This window comes from Lentzea terrae (assembly GCF_003265345.1).
GTDB classification, from domain to species: Bacteria; Actinomycetota; Actinomycetes; order Mycobacteriales; family Pseudonocardiaceae; genus Lentzea; species Lentzea terrae.
The window spans coordinates 27,342-46,151 of the sequence record NZ_QFWW01000058.1; the positions used below are offsets into that span (position 1 = coordinate 27,342).

The window sequence follows — 18,810 nt, forward strand, 5'->3', positions numbered from 1 at the left end:
CGAATGACAGAGGAGTTGCCGGAGATCCCCGGATTCCGGTACGTCCGACCGCTCGGCAAGAACGTGCACCTGTACCGCGACGACGGCGGCGAGGTGGCGGTGAAGCTGCTCGTCGACCCGGCGCGCGCGGCCGAGATGCGCACGGTGCTCCGCCTCGGTCACCCCGGCATCGTCACCGTGCACCGCGCCGGGCGCACCCGTGCCGGACTGCTGTACCTGGTGATGAAGTACTACACCGGCGGTGACGCGGGCGCACTGGCGCCACTGCGGTTCGAGCGGGTCGTGGAGATGGGCGTCCAGCTCGCCGACGCACTGCACACGGCGCACCAGGCCGGGGTCGTGCACCGGGACGTGAAGCCGGCCAACGTCCTGCTCGACGAGAGCGGGCAGGCGTGCCTGACCGACTTCGGCGTGCTCGGCCGCGACCGCCTGCCGTGGACCGCGCCCGAGGTGATCACCAGCGGTTCCTACAGCGTCCGGGCTGATGTCTTCTCGCTCGCGGCCACGCTCTGGCACCTGCTCACCGGGCACCCGCCGTTCGTGGTGCCCCGCGGCAACAACACGCACGCCGCCCTGGAGCAACGCATCCTGCGCGGCAGTCCTCCGCCGACCGGACGGGCGCCGCAGCCGCTGGAAGTCCTGCTGCAAAGGTCGATGTCCGCCGATCCCGCCCTGCGCCCGGCGTCCGCGGAGGAGTTCGGGCTCCGGTTGCGGGCGATCCACGGCGGGCCCGTCGCGTCCACTTCGGACGCTGTCGCGGTCCACGTCGCGGATCCGGCACCGCGCAAGCGAAAGCGTTGGCCGGTCTATGCGACGGTCGCCGCGGTGGCCGTCGGCGTGCTCGGCACCGGCGGAGTCCTGCTGCTCGACGACAAGTCGCTGCCCACCTCGCCGGAGAAGGTGCAGCCACAGGCCGCCGCGGACGGGGCGAGCGGGCCGTCGAGCAAGGTGACCGTCAACGTGGCCCGCATGAACCCCACGACGTTGCGGTTCTCGTGGACCTACCCCTCGCCGGCGCAGGGCGACAAGTTCGCCTGGCGCACCAACGACGAGCTGAAGTCGGGCACGGTCGAGCAGCCCACCATCGAGCTCTACGCGCCGGGTGCGCTGTGCATCCAGGTGCGGATCGTCCGCGCCGACGGCAGCAACGCGAGCGACAACACCTGGTCACCGGAGGGCTGCGGCTTCTGACCGGACGGATCCGCCGAGCGCGAGCACCAGGTACGCCACCGCGAGCGCGATCACCGCTGAGGAGACCGAGCCGGACAGCAGCACGCCGCCCGCGGCACTGCCGAGCGGGAAACCGAGGGAGGTCACCGCAGCACGCGCACCGGTGACCTGTCCGCGCACGTCGTCGGGCACAGCGCGCTGGAACAACGAGCGTTCGATCGCGTAGAACGGCCCCCAGAGGAACGACGCCACGGCGACGAGCGCGGCAGCAACGGGAAGCGAGCTCGTGGCCGCCAACCCGGCCAAGGCGGGCACCCCGGCCGCGATCACCGCGGGCAGCCTCGCCCACGCCGGCAGCCGCAGGAACAGCGGAAGTCCACACAGGACACCGCACAGCCCGCCCGCTCCCGCCGCGCCGAGCAGCACGCCGTACGCCAACGCGCCGTCGTGCAGCACGTTGCGCGCGTACACCGGGTACAGCAGGTCGGTGACCCCGCTCAGGAAGAGGAACCCGGCAGCGCAGAGCGTGAGCACCACGGCTGCCGGACACCTGGCGAGCAGGGCGAACGCCGGCCGGGCGGGGCCTGCCCCGGCGGTGGCGCTCAGCTCCGGCAGCCCGAAGCACAGCAGGCTCATCACCGCGAAGCTGACCGCGTCCACCGCGAGCGCCGCGCCGATCCCGGCCGTGCCGACGAGGAACCCGGCCGCCGGAGGCCCCGCGATGTAGGCGAGCTCCCAGTTCACCGAGATCAGCGAGTTCGCCGATTCGAGGTCCTCGTCGTCGATCAGCCGCGGCACCAGCACGCCCTCGGCCACCTCGCTGACCGCCGCGAGGGCCGCGCTCGCGGCGGCGGCCACGCAGATGTGCGTCACGCCGAGGCTGCCGAAGTGGTGCAGCACCGGCAACACCGCGATGAGCAGACCGCGCAGCGCGTTGTCCCAGCCCAGCAGCAACCGAACCGGACACCGGTCGAGCAGCCTGCCCGCGACCGGTCCGCACACCAGGATCGGCAACCCGGAGCACAACAGCACCAGGCCGAGCTCGCGCGGTCTCGCCAGGTCCAGCACCAGCCAGGACAACGCGACGACGGTGAACGCGCTGCCGCACCGCGACACCATCATTCCCAGCCAGAACCGCCGGAAAACCGGATTGCGGACAGCACGCAGATAGCCCTGGAAAGTGCGTCGCATGCGCCGGACGTTAGCGGAATGATTAATGGAATGGCATTTCTGAATGCAACGGATGATTTAATTAAAATGGTGGGGTAGATACATCAAGCCAGCTTGATGTATCGTGGCCGGGTGCCGACTGCGGAGTCTGGAACGTTGCCGCTGTTCCTGCGGCTGCTGGGCGACCCGTTGCGCTGGCGGCTGGCCCGTGAGCTCGCCGCCGGTGACCGCCGGGTGCGCGAGCTGGTGGCTGCCGTCGAACAGCCGCAGAACCTCGTCTCGTACCACCTGCGGCAGCTGCGGGAGGCCGGTCTGGTCACGTCGCGGCGAAGCAGTTTCGACGGCCGCGACACCTATTATCACCTCGATTTGGAACGCTGTGCGCAAGCGTGGTCCGAGGCAGGCACCGCACTGCATCCCGCCCTGGGCCCACGCGAGGGCACGCCCGCGAGCAAACGGGTGCTGTTCCTCTGCACCGGCAACAGCGGCCGCTCTCCGATGGCCGAGGCGCTGCTGCGGCACCGGGCTCGGCAGGTCGAGGTGGCGAGCGCCGGCAGCCAGCCCAAAGCGTTGCACCCCAACGCGATCCGGGCGATGGCCGAGTACGGCATCACGTTGCGGCACCAGCCCACGCAGCTGGACTCGGTGCGCCGCAACCGGTTCGACCTGGTGATCAGCCTGTGCGACCGGGTGCGCGAGGTGCTGCCCGTCTTTCCCGGCTCGCCGCGACTGATCCACTGGAGCCTCCCGGAGCCCGACGACTACCCGGCTTTCCGGCACATCGCGGCCGAACTCGACCGCCGCATCCGATTCCTGCCCGTCCATCAGGAGGTCTGAACATGACCACCGATCTGACCGATCTTGTGAGCGTGCGCTATCTCGTCGACGACGTGGACACCGCGCTCGCCTTCTACACCGAGCACTTCGGGTTCGAGGTGCGGACGAACTTCGCCCCGGCGTTCGCCGACGTGGTGCGCGGCAACCTGCGCCTGCTGCTCAGCGGCCCGGCCAGCTCCGCCGCACGTCCCATGCCGGACGGCAGCACGCCCGGCCCCGGCGGCTGGAACCGCATCCACCTGATCGTCACCGACATCGAGGCCGAGGTCGACCGGCTGCGCGCCGCGGGCGTCGAGTTCCGCAGCGACATCGTCAAGGGGCCGGGAGGGCAGCAGATCGTGCTCGACGACCCGGCCGGCAACCCGGTCGAACTGTTCCAGCCCGCCTGATCAGCCGTGGCTATGGTGTCGTCGTGAGCACCTCGCGCGACGACTACCGGCACTGGCAGCGGATTCCGACCCGGTGGGCGGACAACGACGTCTACGGGCACGTGAACAACGTCGTCCACTACGCGTTCATGGACACGGTGATCAACACCTGGCTGATCGCCGCCGGGCTGGACATCCAGGCCGGTCAGCAGATCGGGCTGTGCGTCGAGTCGCACTGCAACTACCGCGCCTCGGTCTCGTTCCCGGACGCGCTGGACGCGGGACTGCGCGTCGGGCACCTCGGCCGGTCCAGCGTGCGCTACGAGGTCGGGTTCTTCCAGGAGGGAAGCGACGAGGTCGTGGCGGACGGCCATTTCGTGCACGTCTTCGTCGACCGGACGACCCGCAAACCGGTGGAGATTCCGGCACACCTGCGCACGGCGATGGAAGGCCTGGTGGTCAGGTGAAGACCCGCGGTGCGGTGCTGACCGGTGTCGGCGAGCCGCTCGAGATCGTCGACCTGGAACTGGACCCGCCCGGTCCCGGCGAGCTGCTGGTGCGCGTGCACGCCACCGGCCTGTGCCACTCCGACCTGTCGGTGATCGACGGCTCGCGCATCCGGCCGTTGCCCATGGTGCTCGGCCACGAGGCGGCGGGCGAGGTCGTCGAGGCCGGTCCGAACGCCGAGTTCAAGCAGGGCGACCACGTCGTGCTGTCGTTCGTACCCGCGTGTGGTGCGTGCCGACCGTGCGCGTCCGGACGGCAGGCGTTGTGCGAACCGGGCGCCGCCGCCAACCGCGAGGGCACGCTGCTCAGCGGGCACCGCCGGTGGACGCTGCCGGACGGCACGCGGCCGCACCACCACCTCGGCGTGTCCGGGTTCGCCGAGTACACCGTGATCTCCGATCGGTCGGCGACCCGAGTGCCCGCAGATCTGCCGCTCGACGTCGCCGCGCTGTTCGGGTGCGCCGTGCTGACCGGTGCGGGCGCCGCGTTCTACAGCGCGCAGGTCGTGCCGGGGGACCGGGTCGCGGTCTTCGGCCTCGGCGGCGTCGGCCTGGCCGCGGTGCTCGCGGCGATCACGGCGGGCGCGACCCAGGTCGTCGCGGTGGACGTCGTCGAACACAAACGGCAGCTCGCCCGCAGCCTCGGCGCCACGCACGACGCCGCCGGGGGACCGGACGTCGTGCAGCACGTCCGCGACCTCACCGGCGGCGGCGCGGACAAGGTGATCGACACGACCGGCGTCGCGGCCGTGCTCGAACAGGCTTACGCCGCAACGGCTGTCGGCGGCACGACGGTCACGGTCGGGCTGCCGCACCCGGACCGGACCGTCACCCTGCCCGCGCTGAACCTGGTCGCCGAGGAACGCACGCTCAAGGGCAGCTACCTCGGTTCGTGCGTGCCGCGCCGGGACGTGCCCCGGTTCGTCGACCTGTACCGGGCGGGCCGGTTGCCGGTCGACGGGCTGCTGTCCGGCCGGCTCGACCTGACCGAGATCAACGAGGGATTCGCCAAGCTCGCGTCCGGTGAGGCGGTGCGGCAGGTCGTGGTCATGTGAGCCGTTGCCGGATCTCGGCTTTGAGCACCTTGCCCACTTTGGACCGCGGCAGGTCGGGCCAGATCTCGACCTGCTTCGGCGCCTTCACGCTGCCGATCTGCTCCTTCACGAACGCGATCAACGCGGCGGGGTCGGCGTTCCCGGCGGCGCGCAGCTGCACGACCGCCGTCACCCGCTCACCCCACTTGTCGTCGGGCAGCCCCACCACGGCGCTGTCCTGGACCGCGGGATGGGCCTGCAACGCCTGCTCGACCTCGGCCGAGTACACGTTGAACCCGCCGGTGATGATCATGTCCTTGGCCCGGTCGACGATGTAGAGGTAGTTGTCCTCGTCGAGGTAACCGATGTCGCCGGTGTGATGCCAGCCAAAGGCGCTCACCTCGGCAGTTGCGGCGGGATTCTCGTGATACCCCGCCATCACCAACGGCCCGCGGACAACGATCTCGCCGCGTGTGCCCGCAGGTAGTAGTTGACCGTCCGAAGCCATGATCGCGACCTGGGTCAGCGGCGTGGGCCGGCCAGCCGAGGACAGCCGGGCGGTGGCGATCGAGCCGTCCGGCAGGAAGTGATCGGCCGGGGCGAGCGTGGCGATCATGTTCGGCGCCTCGGTCTGCCCGAACAGCTGACCCATCACCGGCCCGATCCGCTGCAACGCCTCGGTCAGCCGCACCGGGGACATCGGCGCGGCGCCGTACCAGAGGCACTGCAGCGAACCGAGGTCCGTCGAGTCCAGGGCGGGGTGGTCGAGCAGGCCGTAGATCACCGTCGGCGGCAGGAACGCGTGCGTGATCCGGTGGTGCTCGATCAGCCGCAGGAACTCGCCGAGGTCCGGGGCCGGCATGATCACGGTCTCGCCGCCCAGCGCCATGATCGGGAACGTCAGCACACCCGCCGAGTGCGTCAACGGCGCCAGCGCGAGATAACGCGGCCGATGGCTGAACGGGTAGCTCATCAACGTCAGCGCGGTCGCGGTCTCCAGGTTGTGCCCGGTCAGCCGCACGCCCTTCGGCCGCCCCGTCGTACCACCGGTTCCGGCCAGCACGCAGAGATCGTCGTCGGCCACGCTCACCGGCTCGGGCTCGCGGCCGTGCCGCGCAAGCCAGTCGGTGAACGAGATCGCGCCTTCGACCTCGCCGTCCAGGCACACCAACCTGGTCAGCGCCGGCAGCTCGCCGCGGATCCGCTCGACCAGCGGCGCGAACTTCGACTGGAAGAACAGGCACCGGCAGCCGAACAGGTCGAGCAGCTCGCGGTTCTCCGCGGCCTCGTTGCGCGGGTTGACCGGGCACCACACCGCTCCGGCCCGCGAGATGCCGTAGACACACGTGAGGGCCAGCGGGTCGTTGGCCGACAACACCGCGACGCGGTCTCCCGGCCCGATTCCGCTGTCCTGCAACGCTCCCGCGATGGCACGGGAGCGTTGCTGCACGTCGGCGTAGCTCTGCGAGACGCCGCTGACGGTCAGGCAGGGCGCGTCGCCGCCGAGCGACGCGCCCTTGTCCAGGTAGTCGCTGAGTCGCATCAGCGGTGCGCTTCGACGATCGGGTCGAGCACCAATCCGAACGACCGCAGCGCGCCCAGCAGCTCCCGGTGGCCGAACGCCTGGCAGCCAGAGGCGAACCCGATGCGGCGTGGTGCGTCCTGCAGCAGGTGCACGGCGGCGTGCACGTTCAGCAGCGCCGTCTGCTTGTAGTTGCAGTTGCCGTGGATGACGCAGTGCGCGCGGCCGAGCGGTCCGGACGCGTGCACGGAGTCCAGCGAGATGTTGATCCGCGGGTTCTCGCGCGGCGGCATCTCGCTGCGCACCTGCGCGGAGAACTCGTCGACGATCCGGTACTTCTCCTCGTCCGACTTGCCTTCCATCTGCTGCAGCGCCGCGGTGACGATCTGCGGCACACCGAGCATCAACGGCCGGTTGAACACCCCGCCGAGTGCCCGTACCGACGCCACCCGCGGATCCCTCTTGAACCACACCGGATGCGCGGTGCCACCCCACGGCAGCGCCAGGCCCAGCTCGTGCTGGCCGGGCACGACGAGCTCGTACAGGCCCGCGTCCGCCGGCCATTCCACGTACTCGTTCTGCTCCAGGTAGTACGCCTTGGCGAACGCGGCGTTGGTGAGGATCGTGTTCGTGGAAGCGACGGTGGGATAGCCCTTCCAGAACACCCCGATGTCCAAAGTGTCCAGTCCGGGCGTCTCCAGGCAGATCTGCGCGGCGATCTCGCCGACCGTGTACATCTGCGCGAGGCCAGGGGAGAGCAGCAGACGCTGTGCGGCGAACTCGGCGCCGTACTGCGCGTCGGCGTCGATCATCCAGTCCTGCTCGCCGTTGGTGTCGGTGTAGTGCGCACCGACGTTGAGGCTCGCCCGCACCGCCTCGTGGCCGTAGCGGGAGAACGGGCCGACGGTGTTCAGCACGACCTGCGCGCCGGCGAACGCCTCGGTCAGCGCCGCCTCGGTGTGCTCGACCTCGAGGATCTCGTAGTCGACGGTCTCGATGCCGGGCACGGCGTCGACCGCTTCCTTGACGCGCTTGCCGTCCCGGCCGGCGGCGAGGAACGGCACCCCGTACTCGCGCAGGTACTCGCAGATCAGGCGGCCCGTGTAACCGGAGGCGCCGTAGACGACGACAGGCTTGCTCATCACATCCCCATCCCGCCGTCGACCGGCAGACCAGCGCCGGTGATGAACTTCGAGGCGTCCGAGGCGAGGAACACCACCGCGTCGGCCATGTCGTCGACCTGCCCGAGCCGGCCGAGCGGCGTCAGTTCGACGACCGCTCCCGCTGCCGCTTCCGGTGAGGGGAACAGGCCGAGGTTGGCGCAGTCGACGGCCAGCTGGTTGCCCATCGCGGTGGGGGTGAGGCCGGGGTAGATGCAGTTGACCCGCACGCCGTAGCCGAGCTTGCCCGACTCCGCGGCGGCCACCCTGGTGAGCCGGTCGATGGCGGACTTGGTCGCCGAGTAGACGCTGATGCCGGGGAAGGCGATGGTCGCGGCGACCGAGGCGACGCTGATGATCGAACCGCCGTTGCCGGCCGCACCGCCCGGACGCATGGCACGCAGCCCGTGCTTCATGCCGAGGGCCGTGCCGAGCACGTTGACGTCGAGCATCTTGCGGATGTCGGCGGTCTCCAGCTCGGTGATCAGGCTGGTGATCTCGACGCCCGCGTTGTTCACGAGGATGTCGAGCCCGCCGATCGCCTCGACGGCCGTGTTCACCGCGGAGGCCCAGCTGGCGTCGTCGGTGACGTCCAACGGCACGAACTCCGCCGTCGCGCCCGAGTCGCGCAACGCCTGGGCGGTCTGCTTGCCCTCGTCCTCCAGGACGTCGCCGATCAGGACCGCCGCGCCTGCCGCGGCGAGCGCTTCGGCCATCCCGGCGCCCAGCCCGCGTGCACCTCCGGTGACCAGCGCTTTTCGTCCGCTCAGCTGATAGCTCGTCATTGAGTTCGCCTCCTCGGTGAGATGGCTCACACCGTACCTCCGTCTGGACGACCGTCAAGTTTTTCTTTGACAACTGTCCAAGATTCTTTGGACGAACGGTCAGCGGTTGTCGCGACGGGAGTTAGGATCGGCAGCGTGACCGACGTCGCTGAGAGCAAGCAGGACCGGATCGCCCGCCGGCAGGTCGACAAGTTCGACGCCCGGCGGACCGAGCTCGCCGTGGCGACGCTGCACACGCTCGCCGAGCTGGGCTACGCCCGCACGAGCCTGCGGGAGATCGCGCAGAACTCCGAGTTCTCCCACGGCGTCCTGCACTACTACTTCGCGGACAAGCGCGACCTGATCATCGAAGCGGTCCGCCAGTACGAGCGGGTCTGCGTGACGCGCTACGACGAGGTGGTCGCCCACGCGACCGGCCCGCAGCAGCTGCGCGACGAGTTCGTGGCGATGTTCTTCGACACCCTCGTCGAGGACGCGACCCTGCACCGGCTCTGGTACGACCTGCGCAACCAGAGCCTGTTCGACGAGTCCTTCCGGGCCGACGTGCTGGAGATCGACGGCCACCGGGAAGCCATGGTGTGGCGGGTGATCAGCCGTTACGCCGAGCTGCGCGAGGGCGTACCAGCCGCGTCGCAAGGGACTGTCTACGTGACGTTGGACGGCATCTTCCAGAGGGCACTGCTGCACCACCTGACCGGCAACGCCGAGACGGTCGCGTCGTTGCGTGCCGAGCTGCCGGACGTAATCGACCTGTTGGTGACCAACGGCGCTTGATCACGTCGCTATGGTGGGTGAGGGCCGCCGCCCGACGAAGGGACATTCGTGATGAGGCGGCCCCTGCTTCCCGCTCTCCTCGCTGTGGTGCTGGCCCTCTGCGGCCTGACATTTGCTGCTGAACCTGCCACGGCCCAGCAGTCACCGCGTTCGGCGATCTACGGCGGTGGTCCGTTCTACGCCGACGGCCAGGCCGTGATGAACACCCTGCGCGCCTCCGGGTTCACGACCGTGATCCTGTGGAGCATCCACGTCCACCCCAACGGCGACCTGTACTACAACGACGTCCTGATCGTGCAGAACGGCAGGTACGTCGGCGGTCCCGGCTGGCCCGCGCGGTTGCGAACGCTCAAGCAGGCACCCACGAGCGTCAACCGGATCGAGGTGTCGGTCGGCGCCTGGGCCGTGCCGGACTGGGAGAACATCGCCAAGCTGATCAGCGCGCAGGGCACCGGCTCGTCGAGCATCCTGTACCGCAACTTCCAGGCGCTGAAGGCCGCCACGGGCGCGGACGCGATCAACAACGACGACGAGTCGTACTACCAGGTCGGGCCGACCGCGGCGTTCGCGCGGATGGCCGCCGGGCTCGGGTACTCGAAGTTCACGTTCGCGCCGTACACGAACCAGTCGTTCTGGGCGAGCCTGAAGAGCAACCTCGGCTCACTGGTCGACCGCGTGTATCTGCAGGGGTACGCGGGCGGCGCGGGCAACAACCCGGCCACGTGGAACCGAGCGCTCGGCATGACGGTGGATCCCGGGCTGTGGAGCAAGCACGGGTCGGGGTGCTCGGCGGGTGACTCGCCCGCGACCGTCGAGAGCAAGATGCGGTCGTGGCGCGGCTCGGCCGGGATCGCCGGCGGCTTCATGTGGCTTTACGACGACATGAAGAAGTGCTCGGCGCAGGGGACCGCGGCGGCCTACGCGCGCGCGATCCGCAACGGCGTCTCCTAGTCCAGGAGTTTGCGCAGCTCGGCTTCGAAGTCGAAGTGGTCGTTCTCGTGTCCGGGGGCGACCACGTCGTACGTGGAGTTCAGGAACTCCTGCAGCTCCGAGGAGCGCACGTGGAAGACCGCCTGCGACACGTCCGACCGCAGCTCGAGCACGGCGGTCGTCGAGTTGTGCGGACGCAGCCGCACGTCGCCGGCGCCGGCGGTGGTGATCAGGCCGTCGGCGAGGAGGTCACGGCTGACCAGCCACACCGTCTCCTGGCGTCCCATGCGGAACGTCATGGTCACGGCGTGCGGGTCGTCGGCGCGATAGCCGAGCTCGACCTCCACGGGCATGGGGCGCCCGGACGGAGCGATGAAGGCGAAGACGGACTCGGCGCCCACTCGTGTCACGTTCGTCATGCCTTCCTAGACGCGCGGCAACCGCCGTGGATGCCTCGCTCAGGAAAAGCGATCGGAACGTGATTTTCAATGGGCCTGAAGTATGACGTTTGACAACGGTCACGCCGGGTTGCCGCGCGGACGCAGACGGCCACCGGGAAGCGGTGGTGCGGGCAAACGGGCGCCGCCGTAACCCTCCACTCGGCCGAACCTCTCGGTCTCCGCCTGCCACTCGTCTCGATACGCGACGATCTCGTCGTGGGTGCGTCCGACGAAGTTCCACCACATCACGATGTCCTCGCCGAACGGCTCACCGCCGAGCAGCACAACCCTTGCACCGTCCCGAGTTGAGAGGGCCAGCGAGTCGCGGCCGGTGCCGGCGTAGCCGAGCGCGCCCGGCGTGAGAGCGGTCTCCTGGAGGGTCACGTCGCCGGTGTCGAGCAGCACGCCGTGCTCGAATTCAGGCCTCACATCGAGCGTGATCGTTGCCCCTGGGGGCAGGACGATCTCCGCGCCGAGCAGCGGAGTGAACGTCGTCACAGTGGACGTCGATCCGGCCAGTTCGCCGAGGAACACGCGGACCTCGGCGCCGTCGACGTGGACGGTCGGCGGGACGTAGTGCTGGAAGTCGCGCGGGGCGTCGCGGTGCGCGTCGGGCAGTGCGAGCCACAGCTGGACGCCGTGCAGGACGGTGGAGGCCGGCGTCGACACCTCGGAGTGCGCGATGCCGCGGCCGCCGGTCATCAGGTTGAGCTCGCCGGGACGCACGAACGCGTGCACGCCGAGGCTGTCGCGGTGCTCGATCTCGCCGGTGAACAGCCAGCTGACCGTCTGCAGGCCGGTGTGGGGGTGCGGGGCGACGTCCATCTTCACGTCGTCGGGACCGTAGTGGTCGCAGAAGCACCACGCGCCGATGAGTGAGCGCTGCTTCTGCGGCAACGTACGGCGCACCGACATGGCGCGCGGACCGCCCAGCGGCACGTCCCGCGGCTCCAGGACCTCGACGGAGCCGGGGGTGGAGGTGCACGTCACTTCTGCGGGCTCGGCCTCGACATTGCTCACGGGTCCGATCGTAAGCTGGCGCGGGGGTATCAGTGGATCTTCGTGCACACGTGTCGAGCAGCGGTTACGAGCTCGACGAGGCGCAGTTGCGGGTGATCGGCGAGCTGGAACGGCTGGGGGACCGGCGCAGGGGCGTCTACCTGCACGGACCGGTCGGCCGCGGCAAGAGCTTCCTCGCCGACGCGTTCTTCGACGTGCTGCCCGTGCGACGCAAACGGCGCGTGCACTTCCACTCCTTCTTCCAGGAGCTGCACGCGCGCATCTCGTCACGTCTCCATGAGCCAGGCGCGGTGAAGAAGGCCGTCGACGAGCTGATCGGGCGCTGCGACGTCCTGGCGTTCGACGAGTTCCACCTGCACGACGTCGGCGACGCGATGTTGATGACCCGGCTGCTGGAGACGTTGAAGCAGCGGAAAGTGATGATCATCGCGACGTCCAACTACCCGCCGGACGGACTGCTGCCCAACCCGCTCTACCACGACCACTTCCTGCCCGGCATCGCGCTGGTCAAGGAGCTCATGGACACCGTCGAGCTCACCGGCGCCACCGACTACCGCCACCTGCACGGCCGGCCGCGCTCGCGGTTCGAGACCGGAGAGATCGTCACCGCGGCCGAACCGCCGGCCGCTCCGCTCGTTCTGCAGATCAACGGCAGGGACATCACCTCGCTCGGGACCGAACAGAACCGCATCTGGTTCCACTTCGGCGACCTGTGCGAGAAGCCGACGTCGACACCGGACTACCTCGTGCTGGCCGACCGCTACGACGACTGGGTGATCACCGCGGTGCCCAGGCTCGAGACCTGCGATCGCGAGGCGCAGCAACGGTTCGCGAACGTCGTGGACGTGCTGGTCGACCGCGACGTCCGGCTGACCCTGGTGAGCGACCACCCGCTGCACGAGATCGTCGGTGGCGACTCGCTCGACCTCGCCCGCACCGCCAGCCGCCTGGAGCTGATCAACACGACCGGGTGATCAGTGAACCGCTCTCAACGCCGATAGGTGTCAAAACCCCTGACAGTGGCCGACCCGGAAGGTTGACGGTGAATTCACGCTCAGCAGGACACCTCGCGGCTCCGCCCCCCGCGCCCCATACGGTCCAGTATGACGGCGCGGGGGCGGCACCACGATGCGTCCGTCTGAGCGCGAATTCGCTCGGCAACCTTCCGGGCCGGGTCGCTGGGAGCGGTGAGTGAAGATGCTGCGCGCCCGCGTCGGCTCGGTTGTGGAGAGCGACCGGTTCCAGATGTTCATCGTCGGGGTGATCGTGCTCAACGCGATCACGCTCGGTGCCGAGACGTCGACGTTCCTGCACGCCGAGTTCGGGTCGGCGCTGACGGTGATCGACCACCTCGCGCTCGCGATCTTCGCGGCCGAACTGGCCGCCCGGCTGTACGCGTTCGGCTGGAGGTTCTTCAAGGACCCGTGGAACGTCTTCGACTTCGTGATCGTGGTCATCGCGCTGATCCCGACCGCGGGGCCGCTGTCGGTGTTGCGCTCACTGCGGATCTGCGTCTGCAGCCAGTCTCCCGGACACTGATGCAGGCTGTGCTTGCCGAAAATGTCGTCCGTGCAGGTCAGGCGGCGTGGTGGTACTCGTTGAGGATGCCGCCCAGTCGTTGTCGTCGGCGGATGTCGAGGTGGGTGAAGGCTGCTTTGTCGGTGGCTGGAGGCAGTGGGTGTAGTGGCCGCGCGTTGGCGATGCCTTGATGGGGTCGGTGGGTGTTGTAGAACTGCTCGTACTCGCGCAGTGCGTGGAGCAGGTGCCGTTGGTTCCAGACCAGTGTGCGGTCGAGCAGTTCGCGTCGGCAGCTCCGGATCCAGCGCTCCATGATCGCGTTCATTCGCGGTATCCGGACACCGGTGAGGACGACCCGGATGCCCGCGTCGACGTGGCGCGTTGGGGTGTCGGATCGATTGCGGCGTCCTTGAGGATCTGCCAGACGGTGGATGCGGCGACTGTGATGCCGAGTATGAGTAGTTCGCCGTGGATGCGGCGGTAGCCCCAGGTTGGGTTCTCCCGTGCCAGACGCAGCACCAGGAGCCGGATAGAGCGGACGGTTCGAGGTCGGCCTGGCCGCTTGGGACGGGACTTGGCAGCGTGACGTCGTGCGAGGAGGTCCCGGTGCCACCGCAACACCGTCTCCGGGCGCATCAGTAGCCGGAGCCGCTGAAGTGTGGCGGCGGGGAGTCGGTGTAGTAGTGCCGCGAGGAATGCGCGGTCGTCGGGGGAGAACCTTGGTCGGGTTTTGCCGAGTTGGCGTTCCAGGACGGTGATCTGGTGGCGTAGCGCCAGGATTTCCGTGTCTTTGTCCCGGTCGCTCATGGGCAGCAGTCGCAGTAGCGCGAACGCAGTGGTCGTGCCTAGGTAGACCAGTCGGAGCAGCACAGCCGGTCATCATGCCGCGTCAGCCGAGGGCGCTGCGGACCTGCGGCCGCGCCCAGGAGCGCCTCGGCCCTCACGCTACGCACGGACTTAACCTGCATGGATGGAGTTGTCGGCAGGGACAAGGCCGCGTACTCAGGAGTACCGGACCAAGTACCGGTCACCGAGCTTGCCGGTTCAGTCGGTCCAGCGAATGCGCTGGTTCTCCACGGCCGCGGTCATGGTTCCGTTGCCGTGCAACGCATCCGCTGTGTGCGCCAGCAGTGCCGCGGTCGACGGGAACGTGTCCACACCGTCGAACCTGGGAATCGATTGCGGATCCAGGTAGCCGACTGCGCCGAACCGGTCACCAGGCCGCAGCTCCACGACGAGGGTGCAGCCGGTGTCGTCGAGCGCGATCGGCAACCAGGCGGGGTTCCAGCCCCAGTGGTTGTCCTCCTCGCCTTCCTCGACGTCGGACCAGTCTTCGTCGTCCTCGTCGCTGATTTCGTCGATCTCGGCGGCTTGGCGTTCGGCGAGCTGCTCGGTTCGTGACCGCCACTCCTCGACCGTCCGGTCCAGCGGCAGGAGGACCCACCGCTCCGGCACCAGGAAGCTCGTCGGCCGGGTGGGGGTGCCGTCGTGGCGGCGCAGCGACTCCACGACGTCCGACGGGAACCCGAGCCCAACCTGTGCTTGCGCGGCCGCGATGTCGGCCTCTGCCGCTGGTGGCCGCAGGACGTGCGTGATGTCGTTGCGTCCGCACCACTCTTCGATGCGCTCCCAGGAAGCGGACACAGGTTCGGTCATGACGCGATCGTGCCACAACGCGGGGGTGACGGCCGGTGCCGCCACCCCCGCGCAGCGGGGTCAGGTCAGAGCTGCATGCGCACGACGAACGGGTCACCATCGAGCACGCGGTGCACCGTGTAGAACTGGGAGGTGAGGTAGTTGCCGGACAGCTGGTTGTCCTTGTGCCAGATCGGTCGCGCCGATCCGCGCCACGTGGAGACGTTCTTGCCCTCGTTGGTGGACGTGTAGGCGCCTTCGTAGGTGGAGGCGAATGGGTACTCGTCGCAGTTGTACTTGGTCGCGTCGTAGTCGTCGCCCCATACATCGCGGCAGACCGGGCCGGAGGCGGCCCGGTTTTTCTTGTTCAGGTTGTCGTCCACCAGCCGATGCAGCGGCTGGTCGAACGAACCGCCGGGCACGCTCTTGCCGACGAACGACGGGAACGTGCGTGCGGCGTGGTGCAGCGCGTCGTCGATATGCCGAGCAGACTCGACGACCTGGCTGCGGGTGCCCTTTTCGTCGGCGATCGCCATCAGGTCGTAGGTCGGGATGTGGTCGGTGAACACGGCACCGTGGTGCTTTCCGGCGGTCGCCCCAGCGGAGTCGAAGCGGATACGGGAGAAACCGGCGCCCTCGTCGTGCCACGAGTCGACGTTCGGCATGTTGGACTCGACGGCCAGGTCCAGCCGGAGTGTTGACTTCACGATCGCGGAGGGACCGTCACCGACACCATTCGGTGTGGTGACCGTGCCGGAGAACCGCAGGTCCGTCTTCCAGCCCTCCAGCGTCGCGCGCTTTTCCATCGGCGACGGCGTGCAGGTGAGCCCACCGGAGGCGCACCCGTCCAGGCCGATCACCAGCTCAGCGATGTTGCGCTCCTGCCCACCCAGCGTGCGGTAGTTCTCCAGCACGAGCGTGTAGTCGACGCGGCGGGTGCCGTCGACCGCGAACGCCATGAGCACGTAATCGAACTCGACACTCGCGATGGTGGTCGGCGCACCGGGCTTGACCTTGAGCTCTACCTTGCGGTGACCGGCAAAACACTGCTCGAACCGGCTCTTGGTCCAGCCGTATGTGTTGCGCGACTCGGACTTGTTCCAGCACTCGGTCTTGAAGTCCGTGGCACGGACCTCGTTCTGCGTGGTGGTGGCGTCGGCCGCCCGCACCTTGGGGAACACCGCCGGCCGGGCCGGTGCGGTCGCATCCATGACGGGTGCCGACGTGGACGTCACCTCCCACACCGGACCCTCGACGTCCGCGACGGCGACACCGCGCGCAGCAAGGACCAGACCAGCCGTGCAGGCCAGCACCAAAGATCTTTTGAACACCTAGGTCTCCTGAAAAGGCTTGGTATGCGTGCGCTTCAACGGCCGGCGCAGCTGTGCGGGGGCCGGCTGGTCGCGCGACGAGAGGTCAGCTCATGTGGACGGACAACAGCGCGTGGCTCGCCCGGTCGAACGTCAGATCGGCGCGTTCGTGAGGGCGGCGGTCACCGGTGAGCTCGCGGACGGCGCCCTTGATCGTCACCGTCAGCGCCGTGCCGTTGTCCTGCACGGAGATTGCGTCGGCGCTGGCCGCCAACGCCTTGCGCGTGGCGAGGAAGTCCACTGCCGCCGTCCGCGCGTCCTGGGCCGTCATCGCTGCGGTCAGCGTGCGGGCGACGGGCTCGATCGCCGCGGATTCGTTGCACACCAAGCGCTGCCGCACGCAGTCACGCAGGCCGGGCACACTGTCCATGCACTGCGACGCGTCGTTCGCGATGCACTCCTGGAGCCGGTCCTGGTCGACCTTCGACCTGCTCGTCGCCCGGTGCGGCACGGACTTCGCCGTGACGTCCTTCGCCGGGACCGCCTTGGCGGACCGGACCGACGGTTTGGTGACGTCCCACGCCGCGACCGAACCCGATGCGTCACGCGCGACGTGGGTGTCGAACCGCCAGCAGTAGGCGGGGTGCGAGCCGATCGAGCAGTCACCGTTCGGCGCCCGCGTCTTGACCTCGGCCGGCGTGAACCGTGTCCACGTCTTGTTGCCTGTGAGCCACTGGATCCGGTTCGACGTGCGTGCGAACGTGATGTCGTTGTACGTGCCGGATTCGAGAGTCCAGCCCGTCACCACGTGGTGCGACGCCGCGTTGACGCCGTCCTTTGTCGTACCGGCGAAGTTGAAGTCGTAGAAGATGTCCGTCGACCGGCACCCGTCGCAGTGCGGCAACGACATGAAGGTGTGTGGCCGGTCGTCAGGCGAGTTCGCGAAGTCGCCGATCGGGTGGTAGCTGTAGCCGCCCGTGTAGTCCACCCAGTAGGCGCGGTACGTCGTCGCCCCGGTCGGACTGCCCCAGCCGACGTCGAGGCCGGTTTCGTAACTGGTGGACATGTTGGCGTCGTCGGTGAAAACCCGCGTCGCGTTGTAGGCATTCCCGGCCGATGTGCCATGTGACACCACCGGGTACATGAACGTCGTCAACGACCCGTACATGTTCGCCGTCGTCGTCGCGCATAACTGTGCGACCGGGTTGCGCGGATCACGGTCGCACATTCCCGGCGCGGCCTGCGCAGCCGTGCCCTGCAGAAGACTCAACCCCAGCGCCGCCGCGAGTCCGGCGCCCATGAGCACTCTTCGTCCCACAAATACCCCCCACTGGTATGGACATGCAGTCGGGGACGCCGAGGGCGAACCGCGCGATAGCCGTTGCCGCGCAAGAAAACGGGTATACGCCGATCAGTGAGCGCACACCCGGTCGAGTCCCCCCAGAACCCCCGGCTTCACCCTTTCAACGGCCCGGATGACGCGTCAATCCGGTTGGCTGCTTGACAGTTGACGAGGGTGATCAACTGTTTCCTGCTGCACGGTCAGGGCGCGTTCCATCGAGGACTGCTCGGGATTCCTCGAATGCCTCTGAGGGGGTTTGCCGGTTCGTTGCCGGATGTGAAGGAGTGGATCTTGGATTGCTGTGTAACAACCCCGAACGCTCTTGATTCGCAGTCAAGTGCGCCGAACTGCGTCCAATGTACCTGTTTGCACAGGTCAGCAGCCTGTGAACCCGTATCTTGGGGTCAAGGGGTCGCAGGTTCAAATCCTGTCGTCCCGACGGCCAAGAGGGTCTTCGCAGGTCAGATACTGCGAGGACCCTCTTTTGTGATCTTGCCGGGTTGAGCACGCCGCTCATCGATCCCTTTACTCCTCAGTTTGAGCCTTGATATTTCACCTGCACACGGTGTCACCAGGACTAACGTCAAGCTTGTGTGTTATCGGCGGGTGCCCTTGGACACCTTTACTGATGCCATGCTTCGAGTAGTTGGGTCGTCGAAGTCTCGACGGGATCCGTCACCTGCGGTGCCTGGTGGGGCCGTGTCTCGGGCTCGGTGCGTGCAGGTTAGTCGTTTGGAACTCCGTCGACGTACGTCGTGAGATGGCGCGCACGCGGCAAACGAGCGGCGACCGAGTGCTGGCGGTTGCTGCTCAAGCCGGGCTTGTGGTGCTGGAGGCTGGGCAGAAACGGGACGCAGTCCTACGCTGCGTTCATGACTCGCCTTGATCGACTTGCGCGAGGCCTGGGGGCCATGGCGTTGCTGGGGGCGTTGGCGGCTTGTAGCGGCGATGAGTCGCCGAGCCGGGACGCGATCATCGCCAAGATCAAATCGGATCCGCAGATGCGGGGTACGCCGGACGAGGCGGCGGGTTGTCTCGCCGACTGGTACCTGAAGTACGCCACGCCGCAGCAGATCAAGGAATTCGTCGACGGCGCTGCCGGTGATCGTCCGCTAGATCAGGTCGCCCCTGATGAGCAGGCGAAAGCGGCCATGCTGGACTGTCTGAAGAGCGCTACCGACAACGGCTGACGATGGTCGAAGGATCGACTGTTCGGCCCTGTTGAGGCCCGGTTCGCCGTCGCTAACGTTTCGTTCAGTACGGGTTGCGCGGTGTCACTACCAGCCGGG

Annotated in this window: 21 protein-coding genes; 10 read left to right on the plus strand and 11 right to left on the minus strand. The window is 68.2% G+C overall.

Annotation, left to right across the window (positions count from 1 at the left end; translation table 11 throughout):
• The first annotated feature begins 3 nt into the window (after window positions 1-3).
• On the plus strand, window positions 4-1,191 hold the full coding sequence (locus tag DI276_RS48195) for a serine/threonine-protein kinase (protein ID WP_157985400.1): 1,188 nt from the start codon (window positions 4-6) through the stop codon (window positions 1,189-1,191).
• Here the strand turns inward: DI276_RS48195 and DI276_RS48200 are convergent.
• A complete protein-coding gene (locus DI276_RS48200) occupies window positions 1,168-2,361 on the minus strand; it encodes an MFS transporter (protein ID WP_112276987.1) in 1,194 nt (397 codons plus the stop codon). The two genes, DI276_RS48195 and DI276_RS48200, sit on opposite strands and share 24 nt — an antisense overlap.
• Window positions 2,362-2,472: 111 nt before the next feature.
• Here DI276_RS48200 and DI276_RS48205 point away from each other — a divergent pair, with 111 nt between their 5' ends.
• From DI276_RS48205 to DI276_RS48220, 4 genes are read left to right on the plus strand one after another with little or no spacing between them, the layout of a single operon-like run.
• Complete coding sequence (locus DI276_RS48205) at window positions 2,473-3,177, plus strand: metalloregulator ArsR/SmtB family transcription factor (protein WP_232837435.1); 705 nt, start codon at window positions 2,473-2,475, stop codon at window positions 3,175-3,177.
• Between the two features lie 2 nt (window positions 3,178-3,179).
• Window positions 3,180-3,566 (plus strand): VOC family protein, encoded by a 387-nt coding sequence (locus DI276_RS48210; RefSeq protein ID WP_112276991.1) that lies wholly within the window; start codon window positions 3,180-3,182, stop codon window positions 3,564-3,566.
• Between the two features lie 23 nt (window positions 3,567-3,589).
• Window positions 3,590-4,012 (plus strand): acyl-CoA thioesterase, encoded by a 423-nt coding sequence (locus tag DI276_RS48215; RefSeq protein ID WP_112276996.1) that lies wholly within the window; start codon window positions 3,590-3,592, stop codon window positions 4,010-4,012.
• Window positions 4,009-5,106, plus strand: coding sequence for a zinc-dependent alcohol dehydrogenase family protein (locus DI276_RS48220; protein ID WP_112276998.1), 1,098 nt, complete (start codon window positions 4,009-4,011; stop codon window positions 5,104-5,106). The genes DI276_RS48215 and DI276_RS48220 overlap by 4 nt, the downstream gene beginning before the upstream one ends.
• Here DI276_RS48220 and DI276_RS48225 read toward each other — a convergent pair.
• The 3 genes from DI276_RS48225 to DI276_RS48235 are packed head-to-tail and all read right to left on the minus strand — an operon-like array spanning window position 5,099 to window position 8,552.
• A complete protein-coding gene (locus DI276_RS48225; RefSeq protein WP_112277000.1) occupies window positions 5,099-6,628 on the minus strand; it encodes an acyl-CoA synthetase in 1,530 nt (509 codons plus the stop codon). The genes DI276_RS48220 and DI276_RS48225 overlap by 8 nt on opposite strands.
• The gene (locus DI276_RS48230; protein WP_112277002.1) at window positions 6,628-7,749 is read right to left on the minus strand and encodes a DUF5938 domain-containing protein; all 1,122 of its coding nucleotides are present in this window, start codon (window positions 7,747-7,749) and stop codon (window positions 6,628-6,630) included. Before DI276_RS48230 ends, DI276_RS48225 begins: the two co-directional genes overlap by 1 nt.
• Entirely contained in the window at window positions 7,749-8,552 is an 804-nt protein-coding gene (locus DI276_RS48235; RefSeq protein WP_112277004.1) for an SDR family NAD(P)-dependent oxidoreductase, read from the minus strand. The genes DI276_RS48230 and DI276_RS48235 overlap by 1 nt, the downstream gene beginning before the upstream one ends.
• A 135-nt stretch (window positions 8,553-8,687) precedes the next feature.
• Here DI276_RS48235 and DI276_RS48240 point away from each other — a divergent pair, with 135 nt between their 5' ends.
• Entirely contained in the window at window positions 8,688-9,326 is a 639-nt protein-coding gene (locus tag DI276_RS48240) for a TetR/AcrR family transcriptional regulator (protein WP_232837436.1), read from the plus strand.
• 51 nt (window positions 9,327-9,377) lie between these two features.
• On the plus strand, window positions 9,378-10,277 hold the full coding sequence (locus tag DI276_RS48245; protein WP_112277008.1) for a lysyl endopeptidase: 900 nt from the start codon (window positions 9,378-9,380) through the stop codon (window positions 10,275-10,277).
• Here DI276_RS48245 and DI276_RS48250 read toward each other — a convergent pair.
• Together DI276_RS48250 and DI276_RS48255 are read right to left on the minus strand one after the other, a co-directional pair.
• Window positions 10,274-10,675, minus strand: a complete 402-nt coding sequence (locus DI276_RS48250; protein WP_112277010.1) for an SsgA family sporulation/cell division regulator — start codon at window positions 10,673-10,675, stop codon at window positions 10,274-10,276. The genes DI276_RS48245 and DI276_RS48250 overlap by 4 nt on opposite strands.
• Window positions 10,676-10,774: 99 nt before the next feature.
• Window positions 10,775-11,716, minus strand: coding sequence for a pirin family protein (locus DI276_RS48255; protein ID WP_112277012.1), 942 nt, complete (start codon window positions 11,714-11,716; stop codon window positions 10,775-10,777).
• A gap of 32 nt (window positions 11,717-11,748) precedes the next feature.
• Between DI276_RS48255 and zapE the strand changes: the two genes are divergently transcribed.
• Both zapE and DI276_RS48265 read left to right on the plus strand, forming a co-directional pair.
• On the plus strand, window positions 11,749-12,690 hold the full coding sequence (gene zapE, locus DI276_RS48260) for a cell division protein ZapE (protein ID WP_112277014.1): 942 nt from the start codon (window positions 11,749-11,751) through the stop codon (window positions 12,688-12,690).
• Between the two features lie 223 nt (window positions 12,691-12,913).
• Complete coding sequence (locus DI276_RS48265; RefSeq protein WP_112277045.1) at window positions 12,914-13,255, plus strand: ion transporter; 342 nt, start codon at window positions 12,914-12,916, stop codon at window positions 13,253-13,255.
• A gap of 37 nt (window positions 13,256-13,292) precedes the next feature.
• Here the strand turns inward: DI276_RS48265 and DI276_RS51700 are convergent, their stop codons facing one another.
• The 5 genes from DI276_RS51700 to DI276_RS48285 all read right to left on the minus strand — a co-directional run bounded on the left by DI276_RS51700 (window position 13,293) and on the right by DI276_RS48285 (window position 17,479).
• The gene (locus tag DI276_RS51700; protein ID WP_232837437.1) at window positions 13,293-13,559 is read right to left on the minus strand and encodes a transposase; all 267 of its coding nucleotides are present in this window, start codon (window positions 13,557-13,559) and stop codon (window positions 13,293-13,295) included.
• A complete protein-coding gene (locus DI276_RS52875) occupies window positions 13,556-14,104 on the minus strand; it encodes a helix-turn-helix domain-containing protein (protein WP_232837438.1) in 549 nt (182 codons plus the stop codon). Before DI276_RS52875 ends, DI276_RS51700 begins: the two co-directional genes overlap by 4 nt.
• Before the next feature lie 174 nt (window positions 14,105-14,278).
• Entirely contained in the window at window positions 14,279-14,890 is a 612-nt protein-coding gene (locus DI276_RS48275) for an SMI1/KNR4 family protein (protein ID WP_112277017.1), read from the minus strand.
• Between the two features lie 65 nt (window positions 14,891-14,955).
• Window positions 14,956-16,200: a NucA/NucB deoxyribonuclease domain-containing protein gene (locus tag DI276_RS48280; RefSeq protein ID WP_157985401.1), complete on the minus strand. Its 1,245-nt coding sequence runs from the start codon at window positions 16,198-16,200 to the stop codon at window positions 14,956-14,958.
• An 85-nt stretch (window positions 16,201-16,285) separates the two neighbouring features.
• Window positions 16,286-17,479: a hypothetical protein gene (locus tag DI276_RS48285; RefSeq protein ID WP_112277021.1), complete on the minus strand. Its 1,194-nt coding sequence runs from the start codon at window positions 17,477-17,479 to the stop codon at window positions 16,286-16,288.
• Between the two features lie 953 nt (window positions 17,480-18,432).
• Here DI276_RS48285 and DI276_RS48290 point away from each other — a divergent pair.
• Window positions 18,433-18,711 (plus strand): hypothetical protein, encoded by a 279-nt coding sequence (locus DI276_RS48290; RefSeq protein ID WP_157985402.1) that lies wholly within the window; start codon window positions 18,433-18,435, stop codon window positions 18,709-18,711.
• Window positions 18,712-18,810: the final 99 nt, after the last annotated feature.